The sequence below is a fragment of the Methylobacterium sp. P5_C11 genome (assembly GCF_054049775.1).
Genome location: NZ_JBFULS010000010.1, coordinates 42,617 through 67,520 on the forward strand (window position 1 = coordinate 42,617; position 24,904 = coordinate 67,520).

Genomic DNA, 24,904 nt, shown 5'->3' on the forward strand with positions numbered 1-24,904 from the left:
CTGCATGGCGGCGGACAACACGGCAGCGGCCCACGATGCGAAGGCCCGGACCGCGGCGAGCGCCGGAAGCGTGGCGCACGGCTTCCAGGACGCGGACGACGTGCTCCCGACCTATCACATCGAGGCCCAGACCTCCCTGGTCGAACGTCCTCTGCGCGCCCTGAAATTCGGCGAAGCCTTCGGGGTCCTCGATTCCTACGGCGACATCGGTGTCCAGCCCGGTCCCGAGGGCCTCTATTTCCAGGACACGCGCTACCTCTCGCGCCTGGAACTGACCGTGGAAGGCCAGCGCCCGCTGATGCTCTCCTCGGTGATGCAAGATGACAACGGTGCGCTCAGCGTCGACATGACGACGCCCGACATCCGCCTCGACGCGCATGACGAGACGGCGATCCCCCGCGAGACGATCGCGATCGAGCGCACCAAATTCCTGTTCCGCGGCACCTGCTACGATAGGATCGGCCTGCGCTCCTTCGATTCGAAGCATCGCCGCCTGCGCATCGCCGTGACCTTCGACGCCGACTTCCGCGACCTGTTCGAGGTGCGCGGCACGGATCGGCCGCAGCGCGGCAAGCGTGGGGTCCTCGTGGCGAGCGACCGGGAAGTCCAGTTCCGCTATGTCGGCCTCGACGAGATCGTGCGGACCACGGCCCTGCATTTCGGGCCGACCCCGGACCTGATCGAGCCGGGCCGCGTCGCCTTCGACGTGTCGCTGCCTCCGGGCGGCCGCGCGTCGCTGTTCATCCGCGTCGCCTTCGAGGCGCATCGCGCCTTCACCAAGCCGCCCGGCGACACGATGGTCGGCGAGGATGCGGCCGCCAAGCTGACCCTCGCGGCCAATGTCGGGGGGGCGCGCCGCGAGTCGAAGGACCTCGGTGAAGGGATGATCTTCGCCCGCGCCTACCGCGACGCGCGGCGCGATCTGCGGGCGCTGACCGCTGGCATCACCACGATCATCTCGTCGAACGATCAGTTCAACGAGGGCCTGTGCCGCGCCACCGCCGACCTCTACATGCTGGCGAGCCGCACCCCGGAGGGCATCTACCCGTTCGCCGGCATCCCCTGGTACTCCACGGTGTTCGGCCGGGACGGCATCATCACGGCGTTGATGGCCCTGTGGATCGATCCGAAATTCGCCCGCGGCGTGCTGCGCTACCTCGCCGCGACGCAGGCCAAGGCGGTCGACCCGGCGGCCGACGCACAGCCCGGGAAGGTCCTGCACGAGACCCGCCGCGGCGAGATGGCGATGCTCGGAGAGGTGCCGTTCCGCCACTATTACGGAACGATCGACGGCACGCCGCTCTTTGTGATGCTCGCCTGGGAGTATTATGCGGTCACCGGAGATCTGGAGACTGTCCGGGCGATCTGGCCGGCGCTGGAACTCGCCCTCGAATGGATGGACCGCTACGGCGACCGCGACGGCGACGGCTTCGTGGAATACGCCCGCGATACCGACAAGGGGCTGGAGAACCAGGGCTGGAAGGACAGCCACGATTCGATCTTCCATGCCGACGGCCAGCTCGCCAAGGGTCCGATCGCCCTCTGCGAGGTGCAGGGTTACGTCTACGCGGCCAAGCACGGCATGGCGAAGCTCGCCGCCCTCCTCGGGCACGATCCGATGGCCGAGCGCCTGACCCAGGAGGCGGCGCGCCTGCGCGAGCGGTTCGACGCGGCCTTCTGGAACGAGGAGATCGGCACCTACGCGCTCGCCCTCGACGGCGCGAAGAAGCAGTGCGCGGTGCGCTCGTCCAATGCCGGCCATGCCCTGTTCACCGGCATCGCCAAGCCCGAGCGGGCGTCGCGTGTCGCCGAGACGCTGCTGGGCAAGGACGGATTCAACGGCTGGGGGGTGCGGACCATCGCCAAGGGCGAGGCGCGCTACAATCCGATGTCCTACCACAACGGCTCGATCTGGCCGCACGACAACGCGCTGATCGCGATGGGTCTGGCGCGCTACGACCGCAAACACGAGGCCGCGCGCATCTTCCAGGGGATGTTCGACACCTCGCTCTACCAGGACCAGAAGCGGCTCCCGGAGCTGTTCTGCGGCTTCATGCGTCGCAAGCAGCGCGGGCCGGTCTCGTACCCGGTGGCCTGCAGTCCGCAGGCCTGGGCGGCGGCGGCGCCGTTCGCGTTCCTCGCGGCCTGCCTCGGCCTCGAGCTCGACCACAACCGCAACCGCGTCCGCCTGAAGAACCCGATCCTGCCGTCCTTCCTCGACGGCGTGACCCTCTACAACGTCAGGCTCGGCGGCTCGCGCCTAGACATCCGCTTCCAGCGCTACGACGACGACGTCACGGTCTCTGTGCTGCGCCGACACGGCGACGTGCAACTGGTGGTGACCAAGTAGGGCACCGCGCGGGGCTCCCGGGACGGCCCGCTTCGGGGTAAGCGGGCCGTGCGGCGCGTCACGCCGCCGAGGACGGGTTCATGCCGGCTGATCATCACGCTCCCGACGCGGCCCTGCGCCTCGCACAGGACCTGATCCGCTGTCCCTCCGTCACCCCGGAAGATCGCGGCGCCCTCGACGTGGTCGCCGACGTACTCCGGGCCGCCGGCTTCACCGTCGAGCGCCCGGTCTTCTCGGAGCCCGGCTATCCCGATACGCCGAATCTCTACGCGCGCGTCGGGCACGCAAGCCCATGCCTGGTCTTTGCCGGACACACCGACGTCGTGCCGGAGGGCGACGGCACCTGGCAGCACGGCCCGTTCGATGGCGCGGTCGCCGACGGGAAGCTCTACGGCCGGGGCGCCGCCGACATGAAGGGCGGGATCGCCTGCATGCTGGCCGCGACGCTTTCCTTCCTGGAGCGGCGAGACGCCGACGTCCCAGGCTCCATCGCCTTCCTGATCACCGGCGACGAGGAAGGGCCGGCGGTGAACGGCACCGTGAAACTGCTCGCCTGGGCGCGGGCACGGGGCGAGCGGTTCGACCATTGCGTGCTCGGGGAGCCGACCAATCCGGGCCGGCTCGGCGAGATGATCAAGATCGGCCGGCGCGGCTCGCTCACCGGCAAGCTGACGGTTCTCGGCCGTCAGGGCCACGTCGCCTATCCCCACAAGGCCGAGAACCCGATCCCGGGCCTGCTGCGCCTCGCCTCGGCACTGATCGCCGAGCCGCTGGACGGCGGGACCTCGCATTTCGATGCGTCGAACCTGGAATTCACCACGATCGACGTGGGCAACCCCGCCACCAACGTGATCCCGGCGACCGCGCGGGCGACGTTCAACGTGCGCTTCAACGATGACTGGACCGCGGAGAGCCTGGGTGCCGAGATCCGCCGGCGCCTGGAACTGGCAGCCGGAAACGCCGTGCGCTTCAGCCTCGACCTTCAGCCGTCGAACGCCCCGGCCTTCCTCACCCAGCCGGACGCCTTCGTCGATCTCGTGTCCGAGGCGATCCGGGCGGAGACCGGCCTGACACCCACGCTCTCGACCACGGGCGGCACGTCGGATGCCCGCTTCATCAAGGATGCCTGCCCGGTGATCGAGTTCGGCCTCGTCGGCGAAACCATGCATCAGGTCGACGAGTGCGTGGCGGTCGCCGATCTGGAGCGGTTGACGGCGATCTACGGGCGGGTGCTGGAGGCCTATTTCACGGGCTCGTAATCCACGCCCACGAAGGTCAGTCCCGCCGCCGGAGCCAGCGGTCCGCACCGGCGCTTCTCGCCCGAGGCGAGGATGTCGGCCACGTCGTCCGCCGAGAGGCGCCCGCAGCCCGCGAGCATCAGGGTCCCTACCATCGCCCGCACCTGATGGTGCAGGAAGGAGCGCGCCGAGGTCGCCACCACGATCTCGTCGTGCAGCGCCATCCGGGCACGGGTCACGTCGAGCTGCTCCAGCGTCCGCACCGGGCTGTTCGCTTGGCATTCGGCGGCCCGGAAGGCCGAGAAGTCATGGTGTCCGACGAGGTGCTGGGCGGCGGCGTGCATCAAATCCGCATCCAGAGGCCAGGGCACGTGCCAGACATGAGCCCGCGTCAGCGCCGCCGGGCTGCGCCGGTTGAGGATGCGGTAGCGGTAGTGCCGCCGGATGGCCGAGTGGCGGGCGTCGAAACTCTCCCGCACGATCTCGGCGGAGAGGATCGCCACCGGCTGCGGCCGCAGGTGGGCGTTCAGGGCGTCTCGAACCGTGTCGGTCCGCCAGTCCCTGGAAAGATCGAGATGGGCCACCTGATGGATGGCGTGTACGCCGGCATCGGTGCGGCCGGCGCAGGTGAGCCGCGCATCCTCTCCGGAGAAGCGCGTGACCGCCGCCTCGATCGCGCCCTGGACCGTCGGTTCGTCGGCCTGCCGCTGCCAGCCGCAGAATGGGCCGCCGTCGTATTCGATGACGAGCTTGTAGCGGGGCATCAGCCGAGGCGGGCGCCGGCCGTCAGGCGGGCGCCGCGGACGAACTCGGCGCCGCTCGCGCTGCCGCCCTTGCCGGCGCGGCGCAGCTCAGTCAGCCGCACAGCGCCGTCCCCGCAGGCGATGGTGCCTTCGGCATCGCGCAGCGTGCCCGGCTCGCCCGCGCCTTCCGCCGGGTCGGCGCGCAGAACCTTCACGCGCTCAGGCCCTTTGCCGAGATCGATCTCGAAGAACGCGCCGGGGAACGGCGACAGCCCATTGATCCGGTTGGCGACCTCGACGGCCGGCCGGGACCAGTCGATCCGCGCCTCCGCGTTGGTGATCTTGTGCGCGTAGACGACGCCGCCCTCCGGCTGCGGCGTGAAGGCCAGCGTGCCCGCCTCCAGCCGGGCGAGGGCCTGGGCCATCAGGTCGGCTCCGAGCGGCATCAGCGCGTCGTGCAACGCGCCCGCCGTCATGCCTGGCGCGATCGGAAGCCGGGCCTCCAGCGCCACGGGACCGGTATCGAGCCCCGCCTCCATCCGCATCACGCCGACGCCGCTTTCGGCATCGCCCGCCATCACGGCACGCTGGATCGGCGCCGCGCCACGCCAGCGCGGCAGCAGGGATCCGTGGAGGTTGAGGCAGCCGTGCTTCGGCGCGTCGAGGATCGCCTGCGGCAGCAGCATTCCGTAGGCCACCACCACGGCGACGTCGGCCCCATGGCCCGCGAAGGTCTCGGCCGCCTCCGGAGTGCGCAGCGTCGTCGGCGTCAGGACCGGCACGCCGAGCGTGTCGGCGAGCGCGTGGACCGGCGAGGGGCGCAGGCTCATGCCGCGGCCGGCCTTCGCGGGCGCGCGGGTGTAGACGGCGGCGATGTCGTGCCCGTCCTGTGCGAGCCGCGCGAGCGTCGGGACCGCGAAGTCCGGCGTGCCCATGAAGACGACGCGCATGGCCGGGTCAGGCCGCGTCGCGCTTGGCCGCCTTGGTGAACTTCTTGATCACCCGGTCGCGCTTCAACTTCGACAGGTGGTCGATGAACAGCACGCCGTTGAGGTGGTCGATCTCGTGCTGGATGCAGGTCGCGAGCAGGCCGCCGGCCTCGATCTCCTGCTCCTTGCCGTCGAGGTCGCGGAACTTCACGCGCACCCGGTCCGGCCGCTCGACCTCGGCGTAGTAGTCCGGAATCGACAGGCAGCCCTCGTCGTAGACCCGCATCTCCTCCGAGGACCAGACGATCTCGGGGTCGATGAAGACCCGCCCGTCGCGGACGCCTTCCTCCTTCGACGTGTCGATCGTGACGACGCGCTTGGCCACACCGATCTGAATCGCCGCCAGCCCGACGCCGGGGGCGTCGTACATCGTCTCGAACATGTCGGCGACCAGGGTGCGGATCTCGCCGGTGATCGGGCCGACCGGCTCGGAACCCAGGCGCAGGACGGGATCGGGAAGGATGACGAGCGGGCGGATGGTCATGGCGGAAACCGGCAGGGAAGGCGCCGGCACGGGTCCGGGCTCAGCGTCGAATAGGATGCGGCCGTGGACCGGTCAAATGCCCGATCGATGCGGGTTCTCGCACCTTAGAATGCCGTGCGGCTGCGGATCGCCGCCGACAGGGTGCCCTCGTCGAGATAGTCGAGTTCGCCGCCGACCGGTACGCCGTGGGCGAGGCGCGTCACCTTCACGCCGCAATGGCGGATCGACTCGGTGACGTAATGGGCGGTGGTCTGCCCGTCGACGGTGGCGTTGAGTGCCAGGATGACCTCGCTCACCTCGGGCCGGGCCACGCGGTCCACGAGACTCGCGAGGTTGAGGTGCTCCGGCCGCACGCCGTCCAGAGCAGATAGGACGCCCCCGAGCACGTGGTAGCGCGCCTTCACGGCGCCGGAGCGCTCGAGCGCCCAGAGATCGGAGACATCCTCCACCACCACGAGCGTCGTCGGGTCGCGCTCGGCGTCGCGACAGATCGTGCAGGGGTCGGAGGTGTCGACATTGCCACAGCTTGAGCACACGATGATGCGGTCGGCGGCCACCCGCATGGCGTCGGCGAGCGGCCCGAGCAGCGTATCGCGCTTCTTGATGAGCTGGAGGGCGGCCCGCCGCGCCGAGCGGGGTCCGAGGCCCGGCATGCGGGCCAGCAATTGGATCAGGCGCTCGATCTCGGGGCCGGCGACGGCTTGGGGCATCGTGCCTCTGGGGCGAGGTAAGGACTGGTCGTCCGGACGGGCATAGACGCCGCCGGGCGGCGCGCAAGGGTCCAGGCACCCGTGTGTGGTATATGGGTATTCCAGAGCCGCTCCGTCGATTGCAGCATGCTGCGCGACGAACGGAACTGCTTACAGACTTGGGTTCCTGAGTCCACGACTGCGGTCTAACCTGTTTGTCCACGTTGCGGGCTCCTGGCGGAGCCCATAATGACAGCGAAGCTTCGCCGCCTCATTCGAGAGTGGGACGGGAAGCGGCCGGGGAACGGTGAACCTGCGCGCGGCGGACCTGTACGACCGCGCGGACGTCCCCCGGGCAAATCCGGACGGTGCACCCGTCCGGCTCAGTCGCGTCGACGGTCGAACAGGGGCCCGGGAGATACGATCTTGACCAACATCGGTGATCACAACGCGGCCCACGGCGCGGATGCTGCCGGCTTCCGTGACCTCAAGGCCGTCCACTGGAATTTCGAGGCTCCGCGTCTTTACGAGGAGGCCCTGTCCCGCAAGGAGGCGCAGCTCGCCCGCGGCGGCGCCCTGGTAGCCACCACCGGCAGTCATACCGGCCGCTCGCCCAAGGACAAGTTCCTGGTCCGGGATGCCAGCACCGAGGCCGAAGTCTGGTGGGACAACAACGGCGCGATCACACCGGAGCAGTTCGAGGCCCTGCGCCAGGATTTCCTGAAGCACGCCGAGGGCCGGGAGCTGTTCGCACAGGATCTCTACGGCGGTGCCGACCCGGCCTACCGGGTGAAGGCCCGGGTGTTCACCGAGTTCGCGTGGCACTCGCTGTTCATCCGCAACCTGCTGATCCGGCCGGACCGCTCCGAGATCGCGTCCTACGTGCCGGACATGACGATCATCGATCTGCCGAGCTTCCAGGCGGATCCCGCCCGGCATGGCTGCCGGTCCAAGACGGTGATCGCCATCGACTTCACGAAGAAGCTCGTGCTGATCGGCGGCTCCGCCTACGCGGGCGAAATGAAGAAGTCGGTCTTTACCTACCTGAACTTCATCCTGCCGGGTAAGGGCGTGATGCCGATGCATTGCTCGGCCAACGCGGCGCTCGACGCCGAGGGCGGCTCGGCGATCTTCTTCGGCCTCTCCGGTACCGGCAAGACCACCCTGTCGAACGATTCCTCCCGCCAGCTCCTCGGTGACGACGAGCACGGCTGGTCGAATTCCGGCATCTTCAACTTCGAGGGCGGCTGCTACGCCAAGACCATCCGCCTCTCGCGCAACGCCGAGCCGGAGATCTACGCCACCACCGAGCGCTTCGGCACGGTGATGGAGAACGTGGTGATCGATACGGTGACGCGGGCACCGGATTTCGACGATTCCTCGCTCACCGAGAACACCCGCTGCGCCTATCCGCTGGACTTCATCGCCAATGCCAGCGCCACCGGCCGGGCCGGGCATCCGAAGAACATCGTGATGCTGACCTGCGATGCCTTCGGGGTGATGCCGCCGATCGCCAAGCTCACCGGCGCCGAGGCGATGTACCACTTCCTGTCGGGCTACACCGCGAAGGTGGCGGGCACCGAGCGCGGCCTGACCGGACCGGAGGCGACCTTCTCTACCTGCTTCGGTGCACCGTTCATGCCGCGGCACCCGAGCACCTACGGAAACCTTCTCCGTGACCTGATCGCCAAGCACAGCGTCGATTGCTGGCTCGTCAACACCGGCTGGACCGGCGGCGGCGTCGGCACCGGCCGGCGCATGCCGATCCGCGTGACGCGTCGCCTGCTGAGCGCGGCGCTGGACGGCTCCCTCGCCCAGGCCGAGTTCCGCCGCGATCCGTATTTCGGGTTCGCGGTGCCGGTCTCGGTACCGGGCGTCGAGCCGCACATCCTGACCCCGGTGAAGACCTGGGCCAACAAGGGGGCCTTCGTCGAGACGGCGGCGCGGCTGGTGAAGATGTTCGACGACAACTTCAAGCGGTTCGAAGGCCATGTCGACGCCGACGTGCGCGCCGCCGGGCCGACCGCACAGGCGATCGCGGCCTGAAAACGCGACCGGGCGGCCCGCAGGGCCSCCCGTCCCCGCCCGTCTTTGCGAGCGCAGCGAAGCAACCCAGGGCCGCGGGTCGTCGGCAAGCGTGGCGCTTCTGGATTGGTTCGCTGCGCTCGCAAAGACGGCGACGGATTCGATCGTCCCGTCCCGATCGCGCGCCTAGAACGGCAGCTTCATCCCCGGCGGCAGGGGCAGGCCCTTGGTCAATTCGGCCATGCGCTCCTGCATCGTCGCGTCGGCCTTGCCGCGGGCGTCGTTGCAGGCGGCGACGATCAGGTCCTCAAGGATCTCGCGCTCGTCCGCGACCATCAGGGTCGGGTCGATGCTGACACCCTTCATCTGGCCCTTGGCCGTCATCGTGACCCGCACCGAGCCGCCGCCCGAGGCGCCGGTCACTTCGAGGCCGTCCATCTCGGCCTGAAGGCTCGCCATCTTATCCTGCATGGCCTGAGCCTGCTTCATGATGCCCATCAGGTCGCGCATGCGGCTCTCTTTCCGGTTCGTTGTCTGATCTGATCTGGGTATGGGACCGCCGCCGCGCTACCACGTGCCGGATGGCGCCTCAGGCGTCGTCCTCGGCGCCGTCGAGCCGGGGGGCCTCATCGTCTCCGAGAGCCTCAGCCTCGCCCATAGGCAGGGCCTCCGAGGCGGTCTCTCGCACGTCGACGATCTCGGCGCCGGGGAAGCGCGTCAGGACCTCGCGGACGAACGGGTCGGCGGCGGCGTTCTCCCGACGGGTCTCGGTGGCGGCACGGGCCGCGGCGTCGAGGGTCGGCGCGCCCTCTTCCTTGGACAGGGCCACCGCCCACCGCCGTCCGGTCCACCGTTCGATGGCGGCGGAGAGGTCGGTGGCGAGGCTCGGACGGCCACCCGGAGCGAGCCGGAACTCGATCCGACCCTCCTCGAAGCGCACGAGGTGGATGTCCCGCTCCAGCGCGGTCCGAAGCAGGATGTCGCGGTTGGCATCGGCCAGGGCGATGAGGTCCTCGAACCGGCCGAGGCGCGGGGACGGCGGCGCGACGGGGGCCGGTCTCGGGGCCGGGGCGCTCACCGCTGTCGGGACCGCCACGGGCGGGAGCTCCGCCGGCATCGTTCGGGGCGAAGCCGCCAGCGCCGCCGAGCCACCGCCGCGCAGATCCGGGATCGGCGGCAGCGGCGGCCGCGCCGACACGGCGGGGGTCTCGTCCGTGGGCGCGGCGGCTGCCTCGGCCTTGAGCTGGCGCAGGGCCTCGTCGGGGGTCGGAAGATCGGCCGCGTAGGCGAGGCGGACGATCGCCATCTCGGCCGCCGCGAGCGGGCGCGGGGCTGCCTGGACCTCGGGAATCGCCTTAAGCAGGATCTGCCAAGCCCGCGACAGGGCGCGGATCGAGAGCTTATCGGCGAACTGGGCGCCCCGGACGCGCTCCGTTTCGCTGAGCGTCGGATCGGCGGCGGTCTCCGGCACCACCTTGAGCCGGGTCACGAGGTGCGTGAAGGCCGCGAGATCTGAGAGCACCACCGAGGGGTCCGCGCCGGAATCGTACTGCGCCCGCAATTCCGCGAAGGCCGCCGGCACCGAACCGCGCATCACCGCCTCGAACAGGTCGAGGATGCGGGCGCGATCGGCGAGACCCAGCATGTCGCGCACGCTCTGCGCAGTGATCGTGCCGGCGCCGTGGGCGATCGCCTGGTCGAGCAGCGAGAGGGCGTCGCGCACGGATCCTTCTGCGGCGCGGACGATGGCGCCCAGCGCCTCGTCCTCGACGGAGACGCCCTCGGCCGCGCAGACCTTCGCGAGATGCGCGTGCAGGGTCGGCGCCTCGACCCGGCGCAGGTCGAACCGCTGGCAGCGGGACAGGATCGTCACCGGAACCTTGCGGATCTCCGTGGTGGCGAACACGAACTTGGCGTGGGGCGGCGGCTCCTCCAGCGTCTTCAGGAAGGCGTTGAACGCCTTCTCGGACAGCATGTGGACCTCGTCGACGATGTAGACCTTGTAGCGCGCCGAGACCGGCCCGTAGCGGATCCCGTCGATGATCGCCCGGACGTCGTCGATGCCGGTATGCGAGGCGGCGTCCATCTCCAGCACGTCCATGTGCCGGGATTCCATGATCGCCGCGCAGTGGAGGCCGAGTTCCGGCATCGACACGGTGGGCCCGGTATCGGGCTGGCCGGCGCGGGCATAGTTGAGGCCGCGGGCGAGGATGCGCGCCGTGGTGGTCTTGCCGACGCCGCGGACGCCAGTGAGCATCCAGGCCTGGGGGATGCGGTTGGCCGCGAACCCGTTGGCCAGGGTGCGCACCATCGCGTCCTGGCCGATCAGGTCGCCGAAATTGGTCGGGCGATACTTGCGCGCGAGCACCCGGTAGGGCGTTGCCGCGGCGGGCGGCGCTGGGAACCCGGGCAGGCCCGGCTCGTCGTCAGGCGTGCCGGTCGAAGCGTCCATGCCGTGTCGGGATCGGGCTGCCGCGCGCTGGAATAAGGTGGGAGGCTGGACGAAGACCCGCTCGGTCTCGTTAGGGCTGCTTCCTTCCGGACCTGACCCGGTTGGCGAGTGAAACGTCCCTCGCCAACCCCCCGCCGGCTATATGGCCGCGCCGTCCGCCGAACGCAAGCGCCGCCTACTCGGCCTCGCGCTTCACGATGGCCATGGTCTTCGGATCGAGCTTCAGGTCGAACTTCTTGCCGTTGGCGTCGATGGCGTCATCGACCTCGATCATTCCGTCGTCGAGTTCGATCTCCTTCCACTTGGTGAAGCCCTCCTGCTTGAGCATGGCTTCGACCTTCGCCTGCTGGTCCGGCGGAAGCTTCTGATCGGCGCGGGCCGCCAAGCTGAAGCCGGCAACCAGGGTCAGTGCGAGGATGGATGTGGCGAGGCGCATGGCTGTCTCCGGTGCGTCGATTGTTTCCGGCTGTGAACAGGAATGCGGCGGCAGAGTTCCTGCGGGCTCACGATCTGCTTGAGCCTCCTATGATTCTCCCGCACATCTTGGCTGCGCCGGACTGCGGCGCGAGGAATCCTTGCCGATGGTCACCCGTGTCGCCACCGTGGCCTTCGAGGGCATCGAGGCACGCGCGGTCGACGTTCAGGTTCAGATCATCCCAGGGGCGGTGGTCTTCAACATCGTCGGCCTCCCCGACAAGGCGGTGGCCGAATCCCGCGAGCGGGTTCGCGGCGCCCTGATCGCGTCCGGGTTGGCGCTGCCGGCCAAGCGCATCACCATCAACCTGGCGCCCGCCGACCTGCCCAAGGAGGGCTCGCACTACGATCTGCCGATCGCCCTCGGAGTCATGGCGGCGATCGGCGCGATCCCGGCCGACACCCTCGCCGGCTACTGCGTGCTGGGCGAACTCGCCCAGGACGGCAGCATCACGGCGGTCGACGGCGTGCTGCCGGCCGCCATGGCGGCCGGCGCCCGGGGGCTCGGGCTCATATGCCCGGCCTCCACGGGTCCGGAGGCGGCCTGGGCCGGGGGCGACCTCGACGTGCTCGCGCCACGCTCGCTGATCCAGCTCGCCAACCACTTCAAGGGCAGCCAGGTCATGGCCCGGCCAGAGCCCGCCGTCGCCGCGCTGGCCGGGCCGCTCCCGGACCTCGCCGACATCAAGGGTCAGGAAGGCGCCAAGCGCGCGCTGGAGATCGCGGCGGCTGGCGGCCACAACCTGCTGATGAACGGCCCCCCCGGCTCCGGCAAATCCATGCTGGCGGCGCGGCTGCCCTCGATCCTGCCACCGCTCAATCCCCGCGAACTTCTCGACATCTCCATCGTCCAGTCGGTGGCGGGCGAGCTGAAGGGCGGCGCCCTCTCGAACCGCCGCCCGTTCCGGCAGCCACACCATTCCGCCTCGATGGCCGCCCTGGTGGGCGGCGGGCTCGGGGCGCGGCCGGGGGAGATCTCCCTCGCCCATGGCGGGGTGCTGTTCCTGGACGAACTGCCCGAATTCTCGCCGCAGGTGCTCGACAGTTTGCGCCAGCCGATGGAATCGGGCGCCGTGATGATTGCCCGGGCCAACCATCGGATCACCTATCCGGCGCGCTTCCAGCTCGTCGCCGCGATGAACCCCTGCCGCTGCGGCCAGGGCCTCGAGCCGGGCTACGCCTGCCGGCGCGGACCGAACGCGCGCTGCATGGCGCAATATCAGGCGCGGATCTCCGGCCCGCTGCTCGACCGCATCGACCTGCGCATCGAAGTGCCGGCGGTCACGGCCGCCGACCTGATCCTGCCAGCGCCGGCCGAGGGCTCCCGCGAGGCGGCCGCCCGGGTTTCGGCGGCTCGGGCGCTCCAGGCGGAACGCTTCACAGGGCGGGGACTGCCCGCCTCCACGACCAACGCGACCTGTCCGGCCAACCTCATCGAGGAGGTCGCGAGCCCCGACGCGGACGGCACGGCGCTGATCCGGCAGGCGGCGGAGACCATGCGGCTCTCCGCCCGGGGCTTTCATCGGACCCTCCGCGTGGCGCGGACCCTGGCCGACCTCGACGGGGAAGCGCAGGTGCGACGTCTGCACCTGGCGGAGGCCCTGTCGTATCGGGGCCGTGGCGACAGCGCGGCGGTCGCCGCTTGAGCGCCCGATCGAACGGGTCGCCCGCGGATCTGACGGTCTCCATCGGCCAGTACAGCAGCGCCGGTCGCAAGGCGGCCAACCAGGATTTCCACGGCACCCTGGTTCCGCCCCAGCCGGGCCTCAGCCGGAAGGGGATCGCCGTGGCGCTCGCCGATGGGATCAGCAGCAGCGCCGCCGGCGCGGCGGCGAGCGAGACCGCGGTGAAGAGCTTCCTCGGCGATTACTACGCCACGCCGGACACGTGGTCGGTGAAGACTTCGGCGCAGCGCGTGGTCGCGGCGGCGAACTCCTGGCTGTATGCCCAGACCCGGCGGGGCGCCGACCCGAACGATGCCGACCGGGGCTACGTCACGACCTTCGATGCCCTCGTCCTGAAGGCGTGCACGGCCCACCTCTTCCATGTGGGCGACGCCCGGATCTGGCGCGTGTCCGGGCGGTCCCTCGAACAGCTCACCGAGGACCACCGTGTGGTCGTCTCCGCGGCGGAATCCTATCTCGGCCGCGCCCTCGGGGCGACCGCCCGCGTGGAGATCGATTACCACGCGTTCGGCATCGCGGCCGGCGACACGTTCGTGCTGACGACGGACGGGGTCCACGAGCACGTCCGGCCCCGCGACATGGTGGCGGCGATCACGCAGGCCGAATCCCTGGATGCCGCGGCGCGCACCATCGCCGAGGCGGCCCTGGCCGCCGGCAGCCCCGACAACCTGACGATCCAGATCGTGCGGGTGGAAACCGTGCCGGCCGGGGATCCGGCCGACCTCCTCGGGGACACCGAGGGGCTCGATCCGGCGCCGCTGCTCGACCCGCCGGCCGACCTCGACGGCTTCCGTCTGTTGCGGATCCTCCATTCCGGCCCCCGCAGCCGCGTCTATCTCGCCGTGGAGGCCGAGACGGGCGAACAGGTCGCCCTGAAGGTCCTGTCGCTGGATCTGCGGGACGATCCGGCGCAGCGGAAGCGCTTCGTCATGGAGGAGTGGATCGCGCGGCGGATCGACAATCCCCACGTTCTCAAGGCCCATACCCAAGCGCGCCGCCGCAGCCACCTCTACACGGTCATGCGCTACGTCGAGGGCCAGACTCTGACCCAGTGGATGCGCGACCATGCCGCCCCCGAGCTCGAGGCGGCGCGCGGCCTCGTCGAGCAGCTCGCCCGGGGCGTCCAGGCCTTCCACCGGCGGGAGATGGTCCACCAGGACCTGCGGCCCGACAACGTGCTGATCGACACGGCGGGGACCGTCCAGGTCATCGATTTCGGCGCCACCCAGGTGGCCGGGGTGGTCGAGGGCGATCCGCGGATCGATCCGGCGGAGATCCTCGGCACCGTGCAGTACACGGCCCCCGAGTGCTTCCTCGGCGCGCCGGCCACGGCCGGATCGGATGTGTTCGCGGTTGGCGTCATCACCTACCAGATGCTGACCGGGCGGCTTCCCTATGGCGATGCTGTCCCTCGGGCGCGCACACGCGCCGCGCAGCGCCGGCTGCGCTATGCTTCGGCCCTCGCCGTGCGGCCGCTGCTGCCGGTCTGGGTGGACGGGGCGCTGCGCAAGGCCGTGCATCCGGACCCGGCGCGGCGCTATCAAGCGCTGTCTGCCTTCGTGCATGACCTCCGGCATCCGAACCCAGCCTTCACGGACGCCCGGCGGGCCTCGCTGCTCGAGCGCGATCCGCTGCTGTTCTGGCGCCTGCTCTCGCTGGTGCTCGGGCTCGTGGCGCTGACGCTCGCGGCGATCCTGGTCGGCGGGCGGGTGCGGTGAGCCCGGGGCCGTGGCTCAGGGATCGAGTTCGGGATAACGGCGGAAGATGCCGTCCTCGCTGAACGGGAGCCGGCGTTCGCTCTCGAGATAGGCGGCGATCCGCGGGCGTTGCGCGACGGCCTCATGAAGACGCGCCACGTTCGGGTTCGCGCGCAGGGCCGCGGCTGTCGCCCTGGGAAAGGCGTAGCGCAGGCCCGCGACGAGCTGGAACAGGGACAGATCCACGTAGGACACGTTTTCGCCGACGAGCCGGTCGCTGCCGTTGGACGACAGCACCCGCTCGAAATAGCTCAGAAATTTCGGGATCCGCTCGGCCCGGAACTCCGCGGCCCGGCGGAGCGCCTCGGGCTTCTGATCCGCGTAGTAGAGCCCGACGCCCAACGGATGGTGCGTGTCGTGGGCCTCGTCGACCGCGTCGACGATCGTCAGCTGCAGCTGATGGGTCCAGATCCGGTCGCGCTCGGATTCGCCGACGAGGCCGAGGCGCGGGCCGAGATAGAGGAGGATCGCGGCGGTCTGGCCGATGACGACGTCGCCGTCGCGCAGGAATGGCGGTGCCAGGGGCGGCCGCTTGTTCCCGGGATCCGTAAGGCGGTCGAGCATCGGCTCGATCCCGCCGGCCTCGTCATCCCGGCGGGCGACGTCGACGTATTCGGCGCCGGCTTCTTCCATAGCGAGGCGGATGAACTCGCCACGCCCCTGGATCATCGGCCAATAATGGAGCTCGTAGGGCATCGCCGCCTCCGCGAACGGGAAGGTGGAGCGCGCCCGTCCGCTTCCCGATCAGTTGCCGGTCGCGCCGTCCTCGGCGGACGCCTTGTCGACCGGCGGCTCGGCGCTCGCGACCGCCTTGCGGACGAACACCGGCTGGAGCCGCTCGGCGAGCTGCTGGTCGAGATGCTTGACGTAGGCGCCCTTGAAGTAGCGTTCGCCGGTCTTCGCACCGTAGAGGCGGTCATGCGCCTGGATCATCGCGGCGACTTCCGGGCGGCACAGGAAGCCCGTGATGCCGACGGCCTCATACCAGCGGCCCGCCCGGGCCTCTGCGGTCGCCTTCGGGTTCGAGAGCACCGTATCGGCGAAGCACGCGGTGGCGGCCTGCCGAAGGGGTGCCAGTTCTGCCTCTGCCTGCGCCGGGTTCACCGCCGGGGTGGCGGGCTGCCGGTGGGGGCGCGCCTGCGCGGCCGAGACGAGAGCGAGGACGGTCAAGGTGGCGAGGATCGAAGTCTTCATACGGGCGGCCTCGTCGGGTGTCCGAACCTGTTCAGGTCTCGCTCATGATTGCGTCGGGATCGGGGCTGACGGTGCGGTCCACGTGCCCGATACGGGGCAAGATCCGGACCGTTTCACGACGGCAACACCTCTTTCCCATTCCCTGTCTCAGCCGCGCCGCTCGGCGTTCCAGTAACCCCGGCAGGCGAGGGCTCCGGACGCGACCCAGGTGCCGGTTCCGAACCCGGCGGAATCCAGGCGCCCGCGCACGTCGGCCGTGGCGGCGCCGTTGGAGATGGAACCGCGGATCGCGCCGTTCCCCGCGACGCCGCCGTCGACCACGAAGGCTGTCCCGATGAACCGCGCCCGACCGTGCTTGATCCGCACCGGATAGCGATAGGCGCGGTCGCATCCGCCCGATTCGGTGACGATCTCGACGCCCCACGTGCCGTCGTACCGATCGGGCATGGACGCCCGGCGCGGTGCGGCGGCGGCGGGGGCTGCGCCGATGAGGAGCAGCGCGGCTGCGATACGGGGCGTCATGCGGCTTCGGTTCGGTTGGCGTCGCGAGGCGGGTGACCCGTCAGCGCGACGTCTGCGGCGCCGGCGACCGCAAGGCCGCCCGAAGCGCCGCGTTGAGGAGGGCAAGCAGATCGCAACCGACATGCAGGAAGGCGGCCACGCCCGCAGCCTTCAGCGGCTCGAGCAAGTCCGCCGGCCGGCCGGCGAGGTAGATCGGTCCTGCGCCAGCCTTCGCGAGAGCCTCGGCCGTGGCGACGGCGTGCTCGCCATAGATCGCGTCGGTGGAGCAGATGCAGGCGAGGGTCGCTCCGGAATCCCGGAACGCCGCCGCCGCGGCCTCGGCGTCCGGGAAGCCCTCGTTCGAGATGGCCTCGATGCCGCCCGCCGCGAAGGCATTCGCGGCGAAGGTCGCCCGGGCGTTGAAGGCCGCCACCGGGCCGAGATTGGCCAGGAACACCACCGGGCGCCGACCGGTCTTGGCGAAGCTCGCGTCCGAGGCGTCCCGCAGGGACTCGTAGGGCTCCGCGAGACGCTGGGACGGCAACGCATCGCAGGCGACGGCCGAGCCCGCGCCGAAATTCGAGCTGCCCGGCCCGGTCGCGGGGGAGACGTCGAGGACTGTGACAGGCTTCTCGGAGAGGTTCGGGAACTCGCTCGCGCCCGTGAGCGGTTCGCGGCGGGTCGCCACGGCCTTCGCGCGGGCCTCGCGGGTCAGCTCGATCCGCCGCTGCAGCTTCCCGACGCTGAGCGAGGCGACGATGCCGCCCTCGGCTTCGATCGCCTGGAACGCCGCCCAGCCCGCCTCGGCGAGGTCGGCGGTCAGCGCCTCGAAACCGCCTGCACCGGCCGCGGGGTCGCTGACGCGGGCGAGATGCGATTCCTCTATCAGCACGATCTGGCTGTTGCGCGCCGCGCGCCGCGCGAAGGCGTCGGGCAGGCCGAGGGCCTGCGTGTAGGGCAGGATCGCGACGCTGTCGGCGCCCCCCATGCCGGCGGACGCCGCCGCCATGCCGGTGCGCAGGATGTTCACGAATGGATCCCGCTTGGTCATCATCCGCCACGCCGTCTCGGCGTGGAGCCGCAGCGGCCTGGGATCGAGCCCGCAGGCCTGCTCGACCCGCGCCCAGAGGCGCCGCATCGCGCGGAACTTCGCGACCGTGACGAACTCGTCGGCATCGGCCGCCAGCAGTACCGCGATGCGGTCGCGGGCCGCAGAGAGGTCGTGGCCGGCGGAGTCCAGGGCGCGCAGATAAGCGACGGCGGTGGCGAGCACCGCGCCGAGTTCCGCCGCTTCGCCGGCGCCACCCTCGTGATAGGGCCGGCCGTCGGCCAGGAACGCCCGGCCGCGGAAGCCCGCCGCCTCCAGCTCCACCACGGTCGCGGCGAGCTGCGGGGCGATCTCGCTCCAGACCGCGCCGAGGCTGCCGGTGGCGGCCAGGACGCCGATCGGGTCGATGCCGAGATCGAGATCGTAGCTCGAGAGATCCTCGCCCCGGCGCTCCGCCAGGGCTTTCACGACCTGTGCGATCTCCAGGCCGCGGCCGCCGCCGTCGATCCGCAGGGCGATCAGCGGCAGCATCACACCCTTGAGCGCCGCGTCGAGATCCTCGACGCGCGTGGCGGTCAGGCCGTAGCCACGGGCGCCCGGTGCGCCCGCGAACGCCAGAACCAGGGCGTCGGCACCGCCTTCGAGGTCCGCCAGCGCCTGGGTATTGGCGACGCCGAGATCGGGATGGTCGACCCGCTGGGCGATCCGCCACGGACCCGGCTCGCGCACGGGCTGGGCCACCGGCTCGGCCCGGCCGTAGAGCGGCTCGATCCGCAGGCCATCGGCTGTCCGCGACACCAGCCGCTTCTCGAAATCGGCACCCTTCAGGACGCCTTCGACGAGGCCGAGCCAGCGTGCCCGGTCTGCGGGCTCGAAGAGGTCGGCGAGCGGTGTGTCTTCCATCGGAATGTCCCAGGCCGCGGTGTCTTCTGCACCGTTTTCGTGCGTTTGCGTCGCACGCCGTTTCGCCGCTGGCAATCGCCCGACGGTTCAGGAAACCTCAAGGCGCGGGTCACTGCTTTTTGATGGCCGCAACCGGGGTCGGAGCGGCGCTCCGCCTCAGCCGAGAATGATCAGACCGGCGAACCCGAGAGCGCCGACGATGATCCGCCACCACGCGAACAGCCAGAAGCCGTGGCGGGACACGTAGTCGAGGAGCACTCGCACCACGAACAGCGCCGCGACGAACGACACGATGAAGCCGATCACGATCAGGCCGACATCGTCGCCCGACAGGTATTTGTAGTTGTCGAGCAGGTCCTTGGCGAAGGCGCCCGCCATGGTCGGCATCGCGAGGTAGAATGAGAATTCGGTGGCGGAGCGCTTGTCGGCGCCCATCAGCATCGCGCCCACGATGGTGGCGCCCGAGCGGGACACGCCGGGGATCATCGCCAGACACTGGAAGATGCCGATCTTCAGGTCCATCGGCAGAGAGAAGTCGTAGACGTCGGTCTTCCGCACCTCGAGATCGGTGTCGTCGATGACGAGGAGCACCAGGCCGCCCGCCACCAGGGTCGCGCAGACGATCCAGGGGTTGAACAGGTAAGCCTTGATCATCTTGGAGAAGATGCCGCCGATGATCGCCGCCGGCAGGAACGCCACCAGGATCCCGAGCACGAAGCGGCGCGCCCTGGGGTCGGTCGGCATCGCGGTGGCGATCCCGAGCAGGCGGCGGAAATACACCGCCAGGATCGCCAGGATCGCGCCCAGCTGGATCAGCACCTCGAAGGTGTTGTTTGGCGAGTGGAAGCCGATGAAATGGGCGACCAGCAACTGGTGGCCGGTGGAGGAAACCGGAATGAACTCAGTCGCCCCCTCCACCAGCGCGAGCAGCACTGCCTTGCCGATGCTTACCGGATCCATCGAGACGCCTTGTGCCGTGGGCGCTCCGGCGCATGCCGAGCCGCCTGCCACGCAAAATGGTTGAGCCCGAGGCTTCGCCCATTAGGGTTGACGAGCGGTTACCGGGCCGAGCCGGGCGTGTTAAGGGCTCGGAAACGGTCGGGCAATAACGCTCCGTCCGAAGTCCTGCGCGCCGAAGACCTGCGCTTCAGGACCCTCGACGAGCGCGGGACCGGCCGCGCTGGCAGACCAAGCGTCCACCACGGCCTCGATGGCAACCCTCTACCACTTTCCCTTCTGCGCGAATTCCCGGTTCATCCGTCTCGTGCTCGCCGAGATGGGCATGGAGCCGACGCTGTTCGAAGAACGGCCCTGGGAACGGCGCGACGACTTCCTGCTGATCAATCCGGCGGGGGTGACGCCCGTGCTGCTGGAGCAGACCGGCCTCGTCATCCCCGGGGCGGGGGTCATCGCCGAGTATCTCGACGAGACCCGGGGCCTCGGGCTTTCCGGGCGGCGGATGCTGCCGGAGGACACCGTCGAGCGCGTCGAGGTGCGGCGCCTGCTCGACTGGTTCCTGGTCAAGTTCGAGTCCGAGGTGACCGCCTACCTCGTCAACGAGAAGATCTCGAAACGCTTCATGTCGGCCCACGAGGGCGGCGGCCCGCCCGACATGAACGCGATCCGCGCCGCGCGCGCAAACGTGCGCTACCACCTCAAGTACATCGGCTACCTGATCGCGCGGCGGCGCTGGATCGCCGGCGACAACCTGACCTATGCCGATCTCGCGGCGGCCGCCCATCTCTCCTGCGTCGACTATCTCGGTGACGTGCCGTGGGACGAGGACGAGATGGCCCGCAACTGGTACGCCCGGGTCAAGTCGCGGCCCTCGTTCCGCAGCCTGCTGGCCGATCGGGTGGCCGGCATGGCGCCCGCCGCCCATTACGCGGATCTCGATTTCTGAACGCCCGACGGATCTATCTCGGCGCCGATCTGCGCCGCCTCGTCGAGACCCGGGCTCGGACGCTCGGCTTCTGCGGCCTGCGCGTGACCCGCCCCGACCGGTTGCCCGACCTGCCGGGTCGCCTGTCGGCTTGGTTGGCCGAGGGCGCGCACGGCACCATGGACTGGATGGCGGAGCGGGCGGACCAGCGCGCCCGTCCCACCAGCCTGTGGCCCGGGCTGCGCAGCATCCTTGTTCTGGCGATGAGCTACAGGCCCGAGGACGATCCGCGCAACGTGGTGGCGCGACGGGACCGCGGCGCGGTGGCCGCCTACGCGCAGCGGCGCGATTATCACGAGGTTTTGAAGGGCCGGCTGAAGGAATTGGGCGGCTACCTGTCCGCCAAGGGCGACGTGCGGGTGAAGGTCTTCTGCGACACCGCCCCGGTCATGGAGAAGACCCTCGCCGAGGCGGCCGGCCTCGGCTGGCAGGGCAAGCACACGGTGCTGATCTCACGCACGCACGGCAATTGGCTGCTCCTCGGCGCGATCTACACCAGCGCGGAGTTCGAGCCGGATCCGCCTGCGCGGGATCATTGCGGCTCCTGCCGCGCCTGCCTGGACATCTGCCCGACGGATGCCTTCCCGGCCCCCTACCGGCTCGATGCGCGGCGCTGCATCTCGTATCTCACGATCGAGCATGCCGGGCCGATCACCGCGACGTTCCGGCCGGCGATCGGCAACCGCGTCTTCGGCTGCGACGACTGCCTCGCCGTCTGCCCGTGGAACAAGTTCGCCCGCACGGCGGCCGAGACCCGCCTCGCCGCGCGCACCGATCTGGCCGCCCCGTCGCTGGCGGATCTCGCCGGGCTCGACGATGCGGCATTCCGGTCCTTCTTCGCCGGCACGCCGGTCAAACGCACGGGGCGCGACCGCTTCCTGCGCAACGTCATGATCGCGATCGGCAATTCCGGCGATCCCGCCCTGGCGGACGCGGCGGTGGCCCGGCTCACCGACGCGTCCCCCCTGGTGCGCGGCATGGCGGTGTGGGCCTGCGCCCGGCTGCTCGCGCCGGATGCCCTGCGCGCCCTTCGCCGGCAGCACGCCGAGCGCGAGACCGATACCCATGTCCGCGACGAGTGGCTGGCCGTCGCCGCCTTGACGGAATCGCCGGCGGGCGAGACATCCGCCCCATGAACCTCTTCGTCTTCGGGCTTGGTTTCACCGGCCGCCGTTTCGCCGATCGGGCGCGGGCGCGGTTCGGGACCGTCCGCGCCACCGTCACCGACGCCGACGCCGCCGACCGCATCGCGGCGGACAGCGGCTTCGCCATGCGTGCCTTCGGACCGGAGGCCGACGATCCCCGGATCGCCGCGGACCTCGCCGACACGGATGTGCTGCTCGTCTCGGCGCCCCCCGGCGAAGCCGGCGATCCGGTGCTTCCCCGCTACGCGGACGTGATCGCGGCGAGTCGGATCGGCTGGATCGGCTACCTGTCCACCATCGGCGTCTACGGCGATCAGGGCGGGGCCTGGATCGACGAGGCGACGCCGGCGATCCCACGCAGCGCCCGCTCGAAGGTGCGCCTCGATGCCGAAGCGGCGTGGCTGGCACTCGGTGCACAGGCCGGCAAGGCCGTGCAGGTGTTCCGCCTCTCGGGCATCTACGGACCGGGCCGCAACCCGATCGTGAAGCTGCGGGAGGGCCGTTCCCAGCGCATCGTCAAGGCCGGACAGGTGTTTAACCGGATCCATGTCGACGACATCGCCACGACGCTGCTCGCCTCCATCGACAGACCGCGGGCCGGGGCGATCTACAACGTCACCGACGACGAGCCGACCGCACCGCAGACCGTGACCGAACACGCCGCGGCACTCACGGGCTTGCCGCTGCCGCCGGAGATCGATTTCGAGACCGCCGACCTGTCGCCGATGGCGCGCAGCTTCTACGGCGAGAACAAGCGCGTGCGGAACCGGTTGATCCGCGAGGAACTGGGCGTCGCGCTCGCCTATCCGACCTACCGCGAGGGCCTCGCGTCCCTCAAGGATCAGCCCTGATCAGGCCTCGAGATGGCGTGGCCGCACGAGCCGGCGGAGCAGGCCGTCCCGCGGACCGACCATCATCGAGGCGAGGTAGAGCGCGCCGGCTGCGAGCACGATGGCCGGGCCGCTCGGCAGGTCAAACTGGTAGGAGAGGCTCAGTCCCGAGACGCTCGCGATCGCGGCGATCAGCATCGACACCGGGATCAGCCCGGCGAGGTCGCGCGCCCAGAAGCGAGCCGCCACGGCCGGCAGCAGCATCAGCCCGACCGCCAGCAGGGTTCCGAGGGCCTGGAAGCCGCCCACGAGGTTCACCACGACCAGCGCCAGGAATGCGAGATGGACCGGACCGCCGCTGCGGCTCACGGTCCGCAGGAACAGCGGATCGACGCATTCCATCACGAGCGGCCGGTAGATCACCGCGAGGGCCATGAGGGTCAGCGTGCTGATGCCGCCGAGCAGCCAGAGCGCAGAATCGTCGAGGGCCAGCACCGAGCCGAACAGGAAGTGCATCAAATCGATCTGCGACCCGCGCAGCGAGACCAGCAGAACGCCGGCGGCGAGGGAGATCAGGTAGAAGGCCGCGAGGTTGGCGTCCTCCCGGACGACCGTGGCGCGGGTGACGGCCCCGGCGAGCAGGGCCACGGCGAGCCCGGCGACGAGACCGCCCAGGGTCATCGCCGGCAGGGACAGGCCGGCGACCAAGAAGCCGACCGCGGCGCCCGGCAGGATCGCATGGCTCATCGCGTCGCTCATCAGGCTCATGCGGCGCAGCGTCAGGAACACGCCCACGGGCGGTGCCGACACCGACAGCGCGAGGCAGCCCGCCAGTGCCCGGCGCATGAAGCCGAACTCGACGAAGGGCGCGACCAGGGATCCGAACGGATCCATCACGCGGCGTCCTCGTGGTGGTGATGCGGGCCGGCGCCGTGATCGTGGGCGTGGGCCGCCACGGCCCGCGGCCCGGCGCAGATCGCTGCGCCCTCGTCCCAGGCTTCGGACAGGTTGCGGGCGCGGGCGAGGTTGTCGGCCGTCAGCACCCGCGCGGTCGGCCCCCAGGCCACGGGCTCGCGGGCGAGCAGCAGCGTCGTCGGGAAGTGCGCCCGCACCTGTGCAAGGTCGTGGAGGGCTGCGACGACCGTCCGCCCCTCGCCATGCCACGTCCGGATCAACGCCAGGAGATCGTCCACTGTCCGCGCATCGATACCGGTGAACGGCTCGTCGAGGAGGACGACGGGGCAGTCCTGCAGGATCAGCCGGGCGAACAGGGCGCGCCGGAATTGACCGCCCGACAGGGTGCCGATCGGGCGCGCCGCGAAACCGTCGAGGCCGACCGTCGCCAGCGCGGCCTCGATTGCCGGGCGATGCCGGGTGAGGCTGCGCCATGCGCCCACGCGCCGCCAGAGGCCCATGCCGGCGAGATCCAGGACGCTTAGCGGAAAGCTCCGATCGATCTCGTCCGCCTGCGGCATGTAGGCGATCGCGCCCGCGCGCTCGATCCGGCCGTCGAGGCAGCGGATCTCGCCGACCATGCCCTTGAGGAGCGTCGACTTGCCGGCGCCATTCGGTCCGACCAGGGCCAGCAGGTCGCCGGACCGCACGGTCCCGTCGAGGTGGTGGACCGCCGGGTGACGGTCATAGCCGAGGGTCAGGCCGACGAGGCGGATCGGGTCGGAAATCGGCGACCGCGCGCTCATGCCGACAGCGCCCAGGCGATCGTCGACCACACCAGCATGGAGAGCATCGCGGCGAGCGCAAGGCGCAGGCCGATCCCGCTCTGGAACAGGGACCGCCGGGCCGCGCGTCTCGGTCTGGAAATGGTCGGCAAGGCGTCCTCGTCGCGCGCTCACGCCGGCGCGGGGACCACGCGGGGCTACTGGTGCGGTCCTGGGCGGCGGTGATACACTGTAACAAACCCGCACGACAACCTGCGGATCATTCCTGGAGCAATCATGCACCGTCACGAGGGTCACGACGCGTGCCACGCCGGCACCGGTGACATGCTCGCGCGGGCCGAGGCCCTCTGCCGCGAGCGCGGTCTTCAGTTCACGCCGCTGCGCCGGGAGGTGCTGGAGGCCGTCGCCGGAGCCGGGACGGCCCAGGGCGCCTACGACATCGCCGAACGGCTGAGCGTGCCGGGCAAGCGCGTGGCCCCGGTCTCGGTCTACCGCGCCCTCGATTTCCTGATGGAGCAGGGTCTGGTCCATCGGATCGCGAGCCGGAACGCCTTCATTCCCTGCGCGCATGAGCATGCGCCCGGGGAGGGCGTCATCTTCCTGATCTGCCGCACCTGCGGAGTCGTCGATGAGGCCTCGTCGCAGGAGGTCGAGGGCGGTCTCGGGCGCACGCTCGAGCGGGCCGGCTTCACGCCGACCCACAGCATCCTGGAGGTGGAGGGCGATTGCGGCGCCTGCCGCGACCTGAAGCAGGCGCGCTAGGAGACGCGGCCTTT

24 protein-coding genes and 1 other RNA gene are annotated in these 24,904 nt (G+C 70.3%); 9 read left to right on the forward strand and 16 right to left on the reverse strand.

Going from position 1 to position 24,904, the window contains the following annotated elements; all coding sequences use genetic code 11:
• Window positions 1-4 precede the first annotated feature (4 nt).
• Window positions 5-2,350: an amylo-alpha-1,6-glucosidase gene (locus ACXJKQ_RS08040; protein ID WP_457105240.1), complete on the forward strand. Its 2,346-nt coding sequence runs from the start codon at window positions 5-7 to the stop codon at window positions 2,348-2,350.
• Window positions 2,351-2,430: 80 nt separating this feature from the next.
• The gene (gene dapE / locus ACXJKQ_RS08045) at window positions 2,431-3,609 is read left to right on the forward strand and encodes a succinyl-diaminopimelate desuccinylase (RefSeq protein WP_457105241.1); all 1,179 of its coding nucleotides are present in this window, start codon (window positions 2,431-2,433) and stop codon (window positions 3,607-3,609) included.
• On the opposite strand, the gene truA is transcribed toward dapE, so the two are convergent.
• The 4 genes from truA to recR all read right to left on the reverse strand — a co-directional run bounded on the left by truA (window position 3,591) and on the right by recR (window position 6,514).
• Complete coding sequence (gene truA / locus ACXJKQ_RS08050) at window positions 3,591-4,352, reverse strand: tRNA pseudouridine(38-40) synthase TruA (RefSeq protein ID WP_457105242.1); 762 nt, start codon at window positions 4,350-4,352, stop codon at window positions 3,591-3,593. The two genes, dapE and truA, sit on opposite strands and share 19 nt — an antisense overlap.
• Window positions 4,352-5,281 (reverse strand): methionyl-tRNA formyltransferase, encoded by a 930-nt coding sequence (fmt, locus tag ACXJKQ_RS08055; RefSeq protein WP_457105243.1) that lies wholly within the window; start codon window positions 5,279-5,281, stop codon window positions 4,352-4,354. The genes truA and fmt overlap by 1 nt, the downstream gene beginning before the upstream one ends.
• 7 nt (window positions 5,282-5,288) lie before the next feature.
• Window positions 5,289-5,804: a peptide deformylase gene (gene def / locus ACXJKQ_RS08060; RefSeq protein WP_457105244.1), complete on the reverse strand. Its 516-nt coding sequence runs from the start codon at window positions 5,802-5,804 to the stop codon at window positions 5,289-5,291.
• Window positions 5,805-5,908: 104 nt separating this feature from the next.
• A complete protein-coding gene (gene recR / locus ACXJKQ_RS08065) occupies window positions 5,909-6,514 on the reverse strand; it encodes a recombination mediator RecR (protein WP_457105245.1) in 606 nt (201 codons plus the stop codon).
• 405 nt (window positions 6,515-6,919) lie between these two features.
• Between recR and ACXJKQ_RS08070 the strand changes: the two genes are divergently transcribed.
• Window positions 6,920-8,539 (forward strand): phosphoenolpyruvate carboxykinase, encoded by a 1,620-nt coding sequence (locus ACXJKQ_RS08070; RefSeq protein WP_457105246.1) that lies wholly within the window; start codon window positions 6,920-6,922, stop codon window positions 8,537-8,539.
• Window positions 8,540-8,704: 165 nt separating this feature from the next.
• On the opposite strand, the gene ACXJKQ_RS08075 is transcribed toward ACXJKQ_RS08070, so the two are convergent.
• From ACXJKQ_RS08075 to ACXJKQ_RS08090, 4 genes are all read right to left on the reverse strand, one after another.
• The gene (locus ACXJKQ_RS08075; protein ID WP_457105247.1) at window positions 8,705-9,028 is read right to left on the reverse strand and encodes a YbaB/EbfC family nucleoid-associated protein; all 324 of its coding nucleotides are present in this window, start codon (window positions 9,026-9,028) and stop codon (window positions 8,705-8,707) included.
• A gap of 79 nt (window positions 9,029-9,107) precedes the next feature.
• Complete coding sequence (locus ACXJKQ_RS08080; RefSeq protein WP_457105248.1) at window positions 9,108-10,970, reverse strand: DNA polymerase III subunit gamma/tau; 1,863 nt, start codon at window positions 10,968-10,970, stop codon at window positions 9,108-9,110.
• Between the two features lie 35 nt (window positions 10,971-11,005).
• Window positions 11,006-11,104, reverse strand: an RNA gene (gene ffs / locus ACXJKQ_RS08085) — signal recognition particle sRNA small type.
• Window positions 11,105-11,145: 41 nt separating this feature from the next.
• Window positions 11,146-11,406 carry a PepSY domain-containing protein gene (locus ACXJKQ_RS08090; protein ID WP_457105249.1) on the reverse strand — a complete coding sequence of 87 codons (261 nt, stop codon included), beginning with the start codon at window positions 11,404-11,406 and terminating at the stop codon, window positions 11,146-11,148.
• Between the two features lie 145 nt (window positions 11,407-11,551).
• Here ACXJKQ_RS08090 and ACXJKQ_RS08095 point away from each other — a divergent pair, with 145 nt between their 5' ends.
• On the forward strand, window positions 11,552-13,090 hold the full coding sequence (locus ACXJKQ_RS08095) for a YifB family Mg chelatase-like AAA ATPase (protein ID WP_457105250.1): 1,539 nt from the start codon (window positions 11,552-11,554) through the stop codon (window positions 13,088-13,090).
• Window positions 13,087-14,847, forward strand: a complete 1,761-nt coding sequence (locus ACXJKQ_RS08100) for a protein kinase domain-containing protein (protein WP_457105251.1) — start codon at window positions 13,087-13,089, stop codon at window positions 14,845-14,847. Before ACXJKQ_RS08095 ends, ACXJKQ_RS08100 begins: the two co-directional genes overlap by 4 nt.
• Window positions 14,848-14,862: 15 nt before the next feature.
• Here the strand turns inward: ACXJKQ_RS08100 and ACXJKQ_RS08105 are convergent, their stop codons facing one another.
• From ACXJKQ_RS08105 to ACXJKQ_RS08125, 5 genes are all read right to left on the reverse strand, one after another.
• On the reverse strand, window positions 14,863-15,582 hold the full coding sequence (locus ACXJKQ_RS08105; protein WP_457105252.1) for a glutathione S-transferase: 720 nt from the start codon (window positions 15,580-15,582) through the stop codon (window positions 14,863-14,865).
• Between the two features lie 48 nt (window positions 15,583-15,630).
• Window positions 15,631-16,080, reverse strand: coding sequence for a hypothetical protein (locus ACXJKQ_RS08110; RefSeq protein WP_457105253.1), 450 nt, complete (start codon window positions 16,078-16,080; stop codon window positions 15,631-15,633).
• 147 nt (window positions 16,081-16,227) lie between these two features.
• Window positions 16,228-16,602 carry a hypothetical protein gene (locus ACXJKQ_RS08115; protein ID WP_457105254.1) on the reverse strand — a complete coding sequence of 125 codons (375 nt, stop codon included), beginning with the start codon at window positions 16,600-16,602 and terminating at the stop codon, window positions 16,228-16,230.
• Window positions 16,603-16,642: 40 nt separating this feature from the next.
• The gene (locus ACXJKQ_RS08120) at window positions 16,643-18,532 is read right to left on the reverse strand and encodes a methylmalonyl-CoA mutase family protein (RefSeq protein WP_457105255.1); all 1,890 of its coding nucleotides are present in this window, start codon (window positions 18,530-18,532) and stop codon (window positions 16,643-16,645) included.
• 156 nt (window positions 18,533-18,688) lie between these two features.
• Window positions 18,689-19,492: an undecaprenyl-diphosphate phosphatase gene (locus ACXJKQ_RS08125; RefSeq protein WP_457105256.1), complete on the reverse strand. Its 804-nt coding sequence runs from the start codon at window positions 19,490-19,492 to the stop codon at window positions 18,689-18,691.
• Between the two features lie 250 nt (window positions 19,493-19,742).
• On the opposite strand from ACXJKQ_RS08125, the gene ACXJKQ_RS08130 reads away from it, so the two are divergent.
• The 3 genes from ACXJKQ_RS08130 to ACXJKQ_RS08140 are packed head-to-tail and all read left to right on the forward strand — an operon-like array spanning window position 19,743 to window position 22,470.
• The gene (locus ACXJKQ_RS08130; RefSeq protein ID WP_457105257.1) at window positions 19,743-20,435 is read left to right on the forward strand and encodes a glutathione S-transferase family protein; all 693 of its coding nucleotides are present in this window, start codon (window positions 19,743-19,745) and stop codon (window positions 20,433-20,435) included.
• A 29-nt stretch (window positions 20,436-20,464) separates the two neighbouring features.
• Window positions 20,465-21,610, forward strand: a complete 1,146-nt coding sequence (gene queG / locus ACXJKQ_RS08135; protein WP_457105307.1) for a tRNA epoxyqueuosine(34) reductase QueG — start codon at window positions 20,465-20,467, stop codon at window positions 21,608-21,610.
• Window positions 21,607-22,470, forward strand: a complete 864-nt coding sequence (locus ACXJKQ_RS08140) for an SDR family oxidoreductase (RefSeq protein WP_457105258.1) — start codon at window positions 21,607-21,609, stop codon at window positions 22,468-22,470. Before queG ends, ACXJKQ_RS08140 begins: the two co-directional genes overlap by 4 nt.
• Here ACXJKQ_RS08140 and ACXJKQ_RS08145 read toward each other — a convergent pair whose 3' ends face one another.
• Genes ACXJKQ_RS08145 through ACXJKQ_RS08155 form a run of 3 tightly spaced genes read right to left on the reverse strand, consistent with a single transcriptional unit; the run spans window position 22,471 to window position 24,280 of the window.
• Entirely contained in the window at window positions 22,471-23,343 is an 873-nt protein-coding gene (locus ACXJKQ_RS08145) for a metal ABC transporter permease (protein WP_457105308.1), read from the reverse strand. It abuts the gene before it with no gap.
• Window positions 23,343-24,149, reverse strand: coding sequence for a metal ABC transporter ATP-binding protein (locus tag ACXJKQ_RS08150; protein WP_457105259.1), 807 nt, complete (start codon window positions 24,147-24,149; stop codon window positions 23,343-23,345). The genes ACXJKQ_RS08145 and ACXJKQ_RS08150 overlap by 1 nt, the downstream gene beginning before the upstream one ends.
• The gene (locus ACXJKQ_RS08155) at window positions 24,146-24,280 is read right to left on the reverse strand and encodes a hypothetical protein (protein WP_457105260.1); all 135 of its coding nucleotides are present in this window, start codon (window positions 24,278-24,280) and stop codon (window positions 24,146-24,148) included. The genes ACXJKQ_RS08150 and ACXJKQ_RS08155 overlap by 4 nt, the downstream gene beginning before the upstream one ends.
• 124 nt (window positions 24,281-24,404) lie before the next feature.
• On the opposite strand from ACXJKQ_RS08155, the gene ACXJKQ_RS08160 reads away from it, so the two are divergent.
• Window positions 24,405-24,890, forward strand: a complete 486-nt coding sequence (locus tag ACXJKQ_RS08160; protein ID WP_457105261.1) for a transcriptional repressor — start codon at window positions 24,405-24,407, stop codon at window positions 24,888-24,890.
• Window positions 24,891-24,904 lie beyond the last annotated feature (14 nt).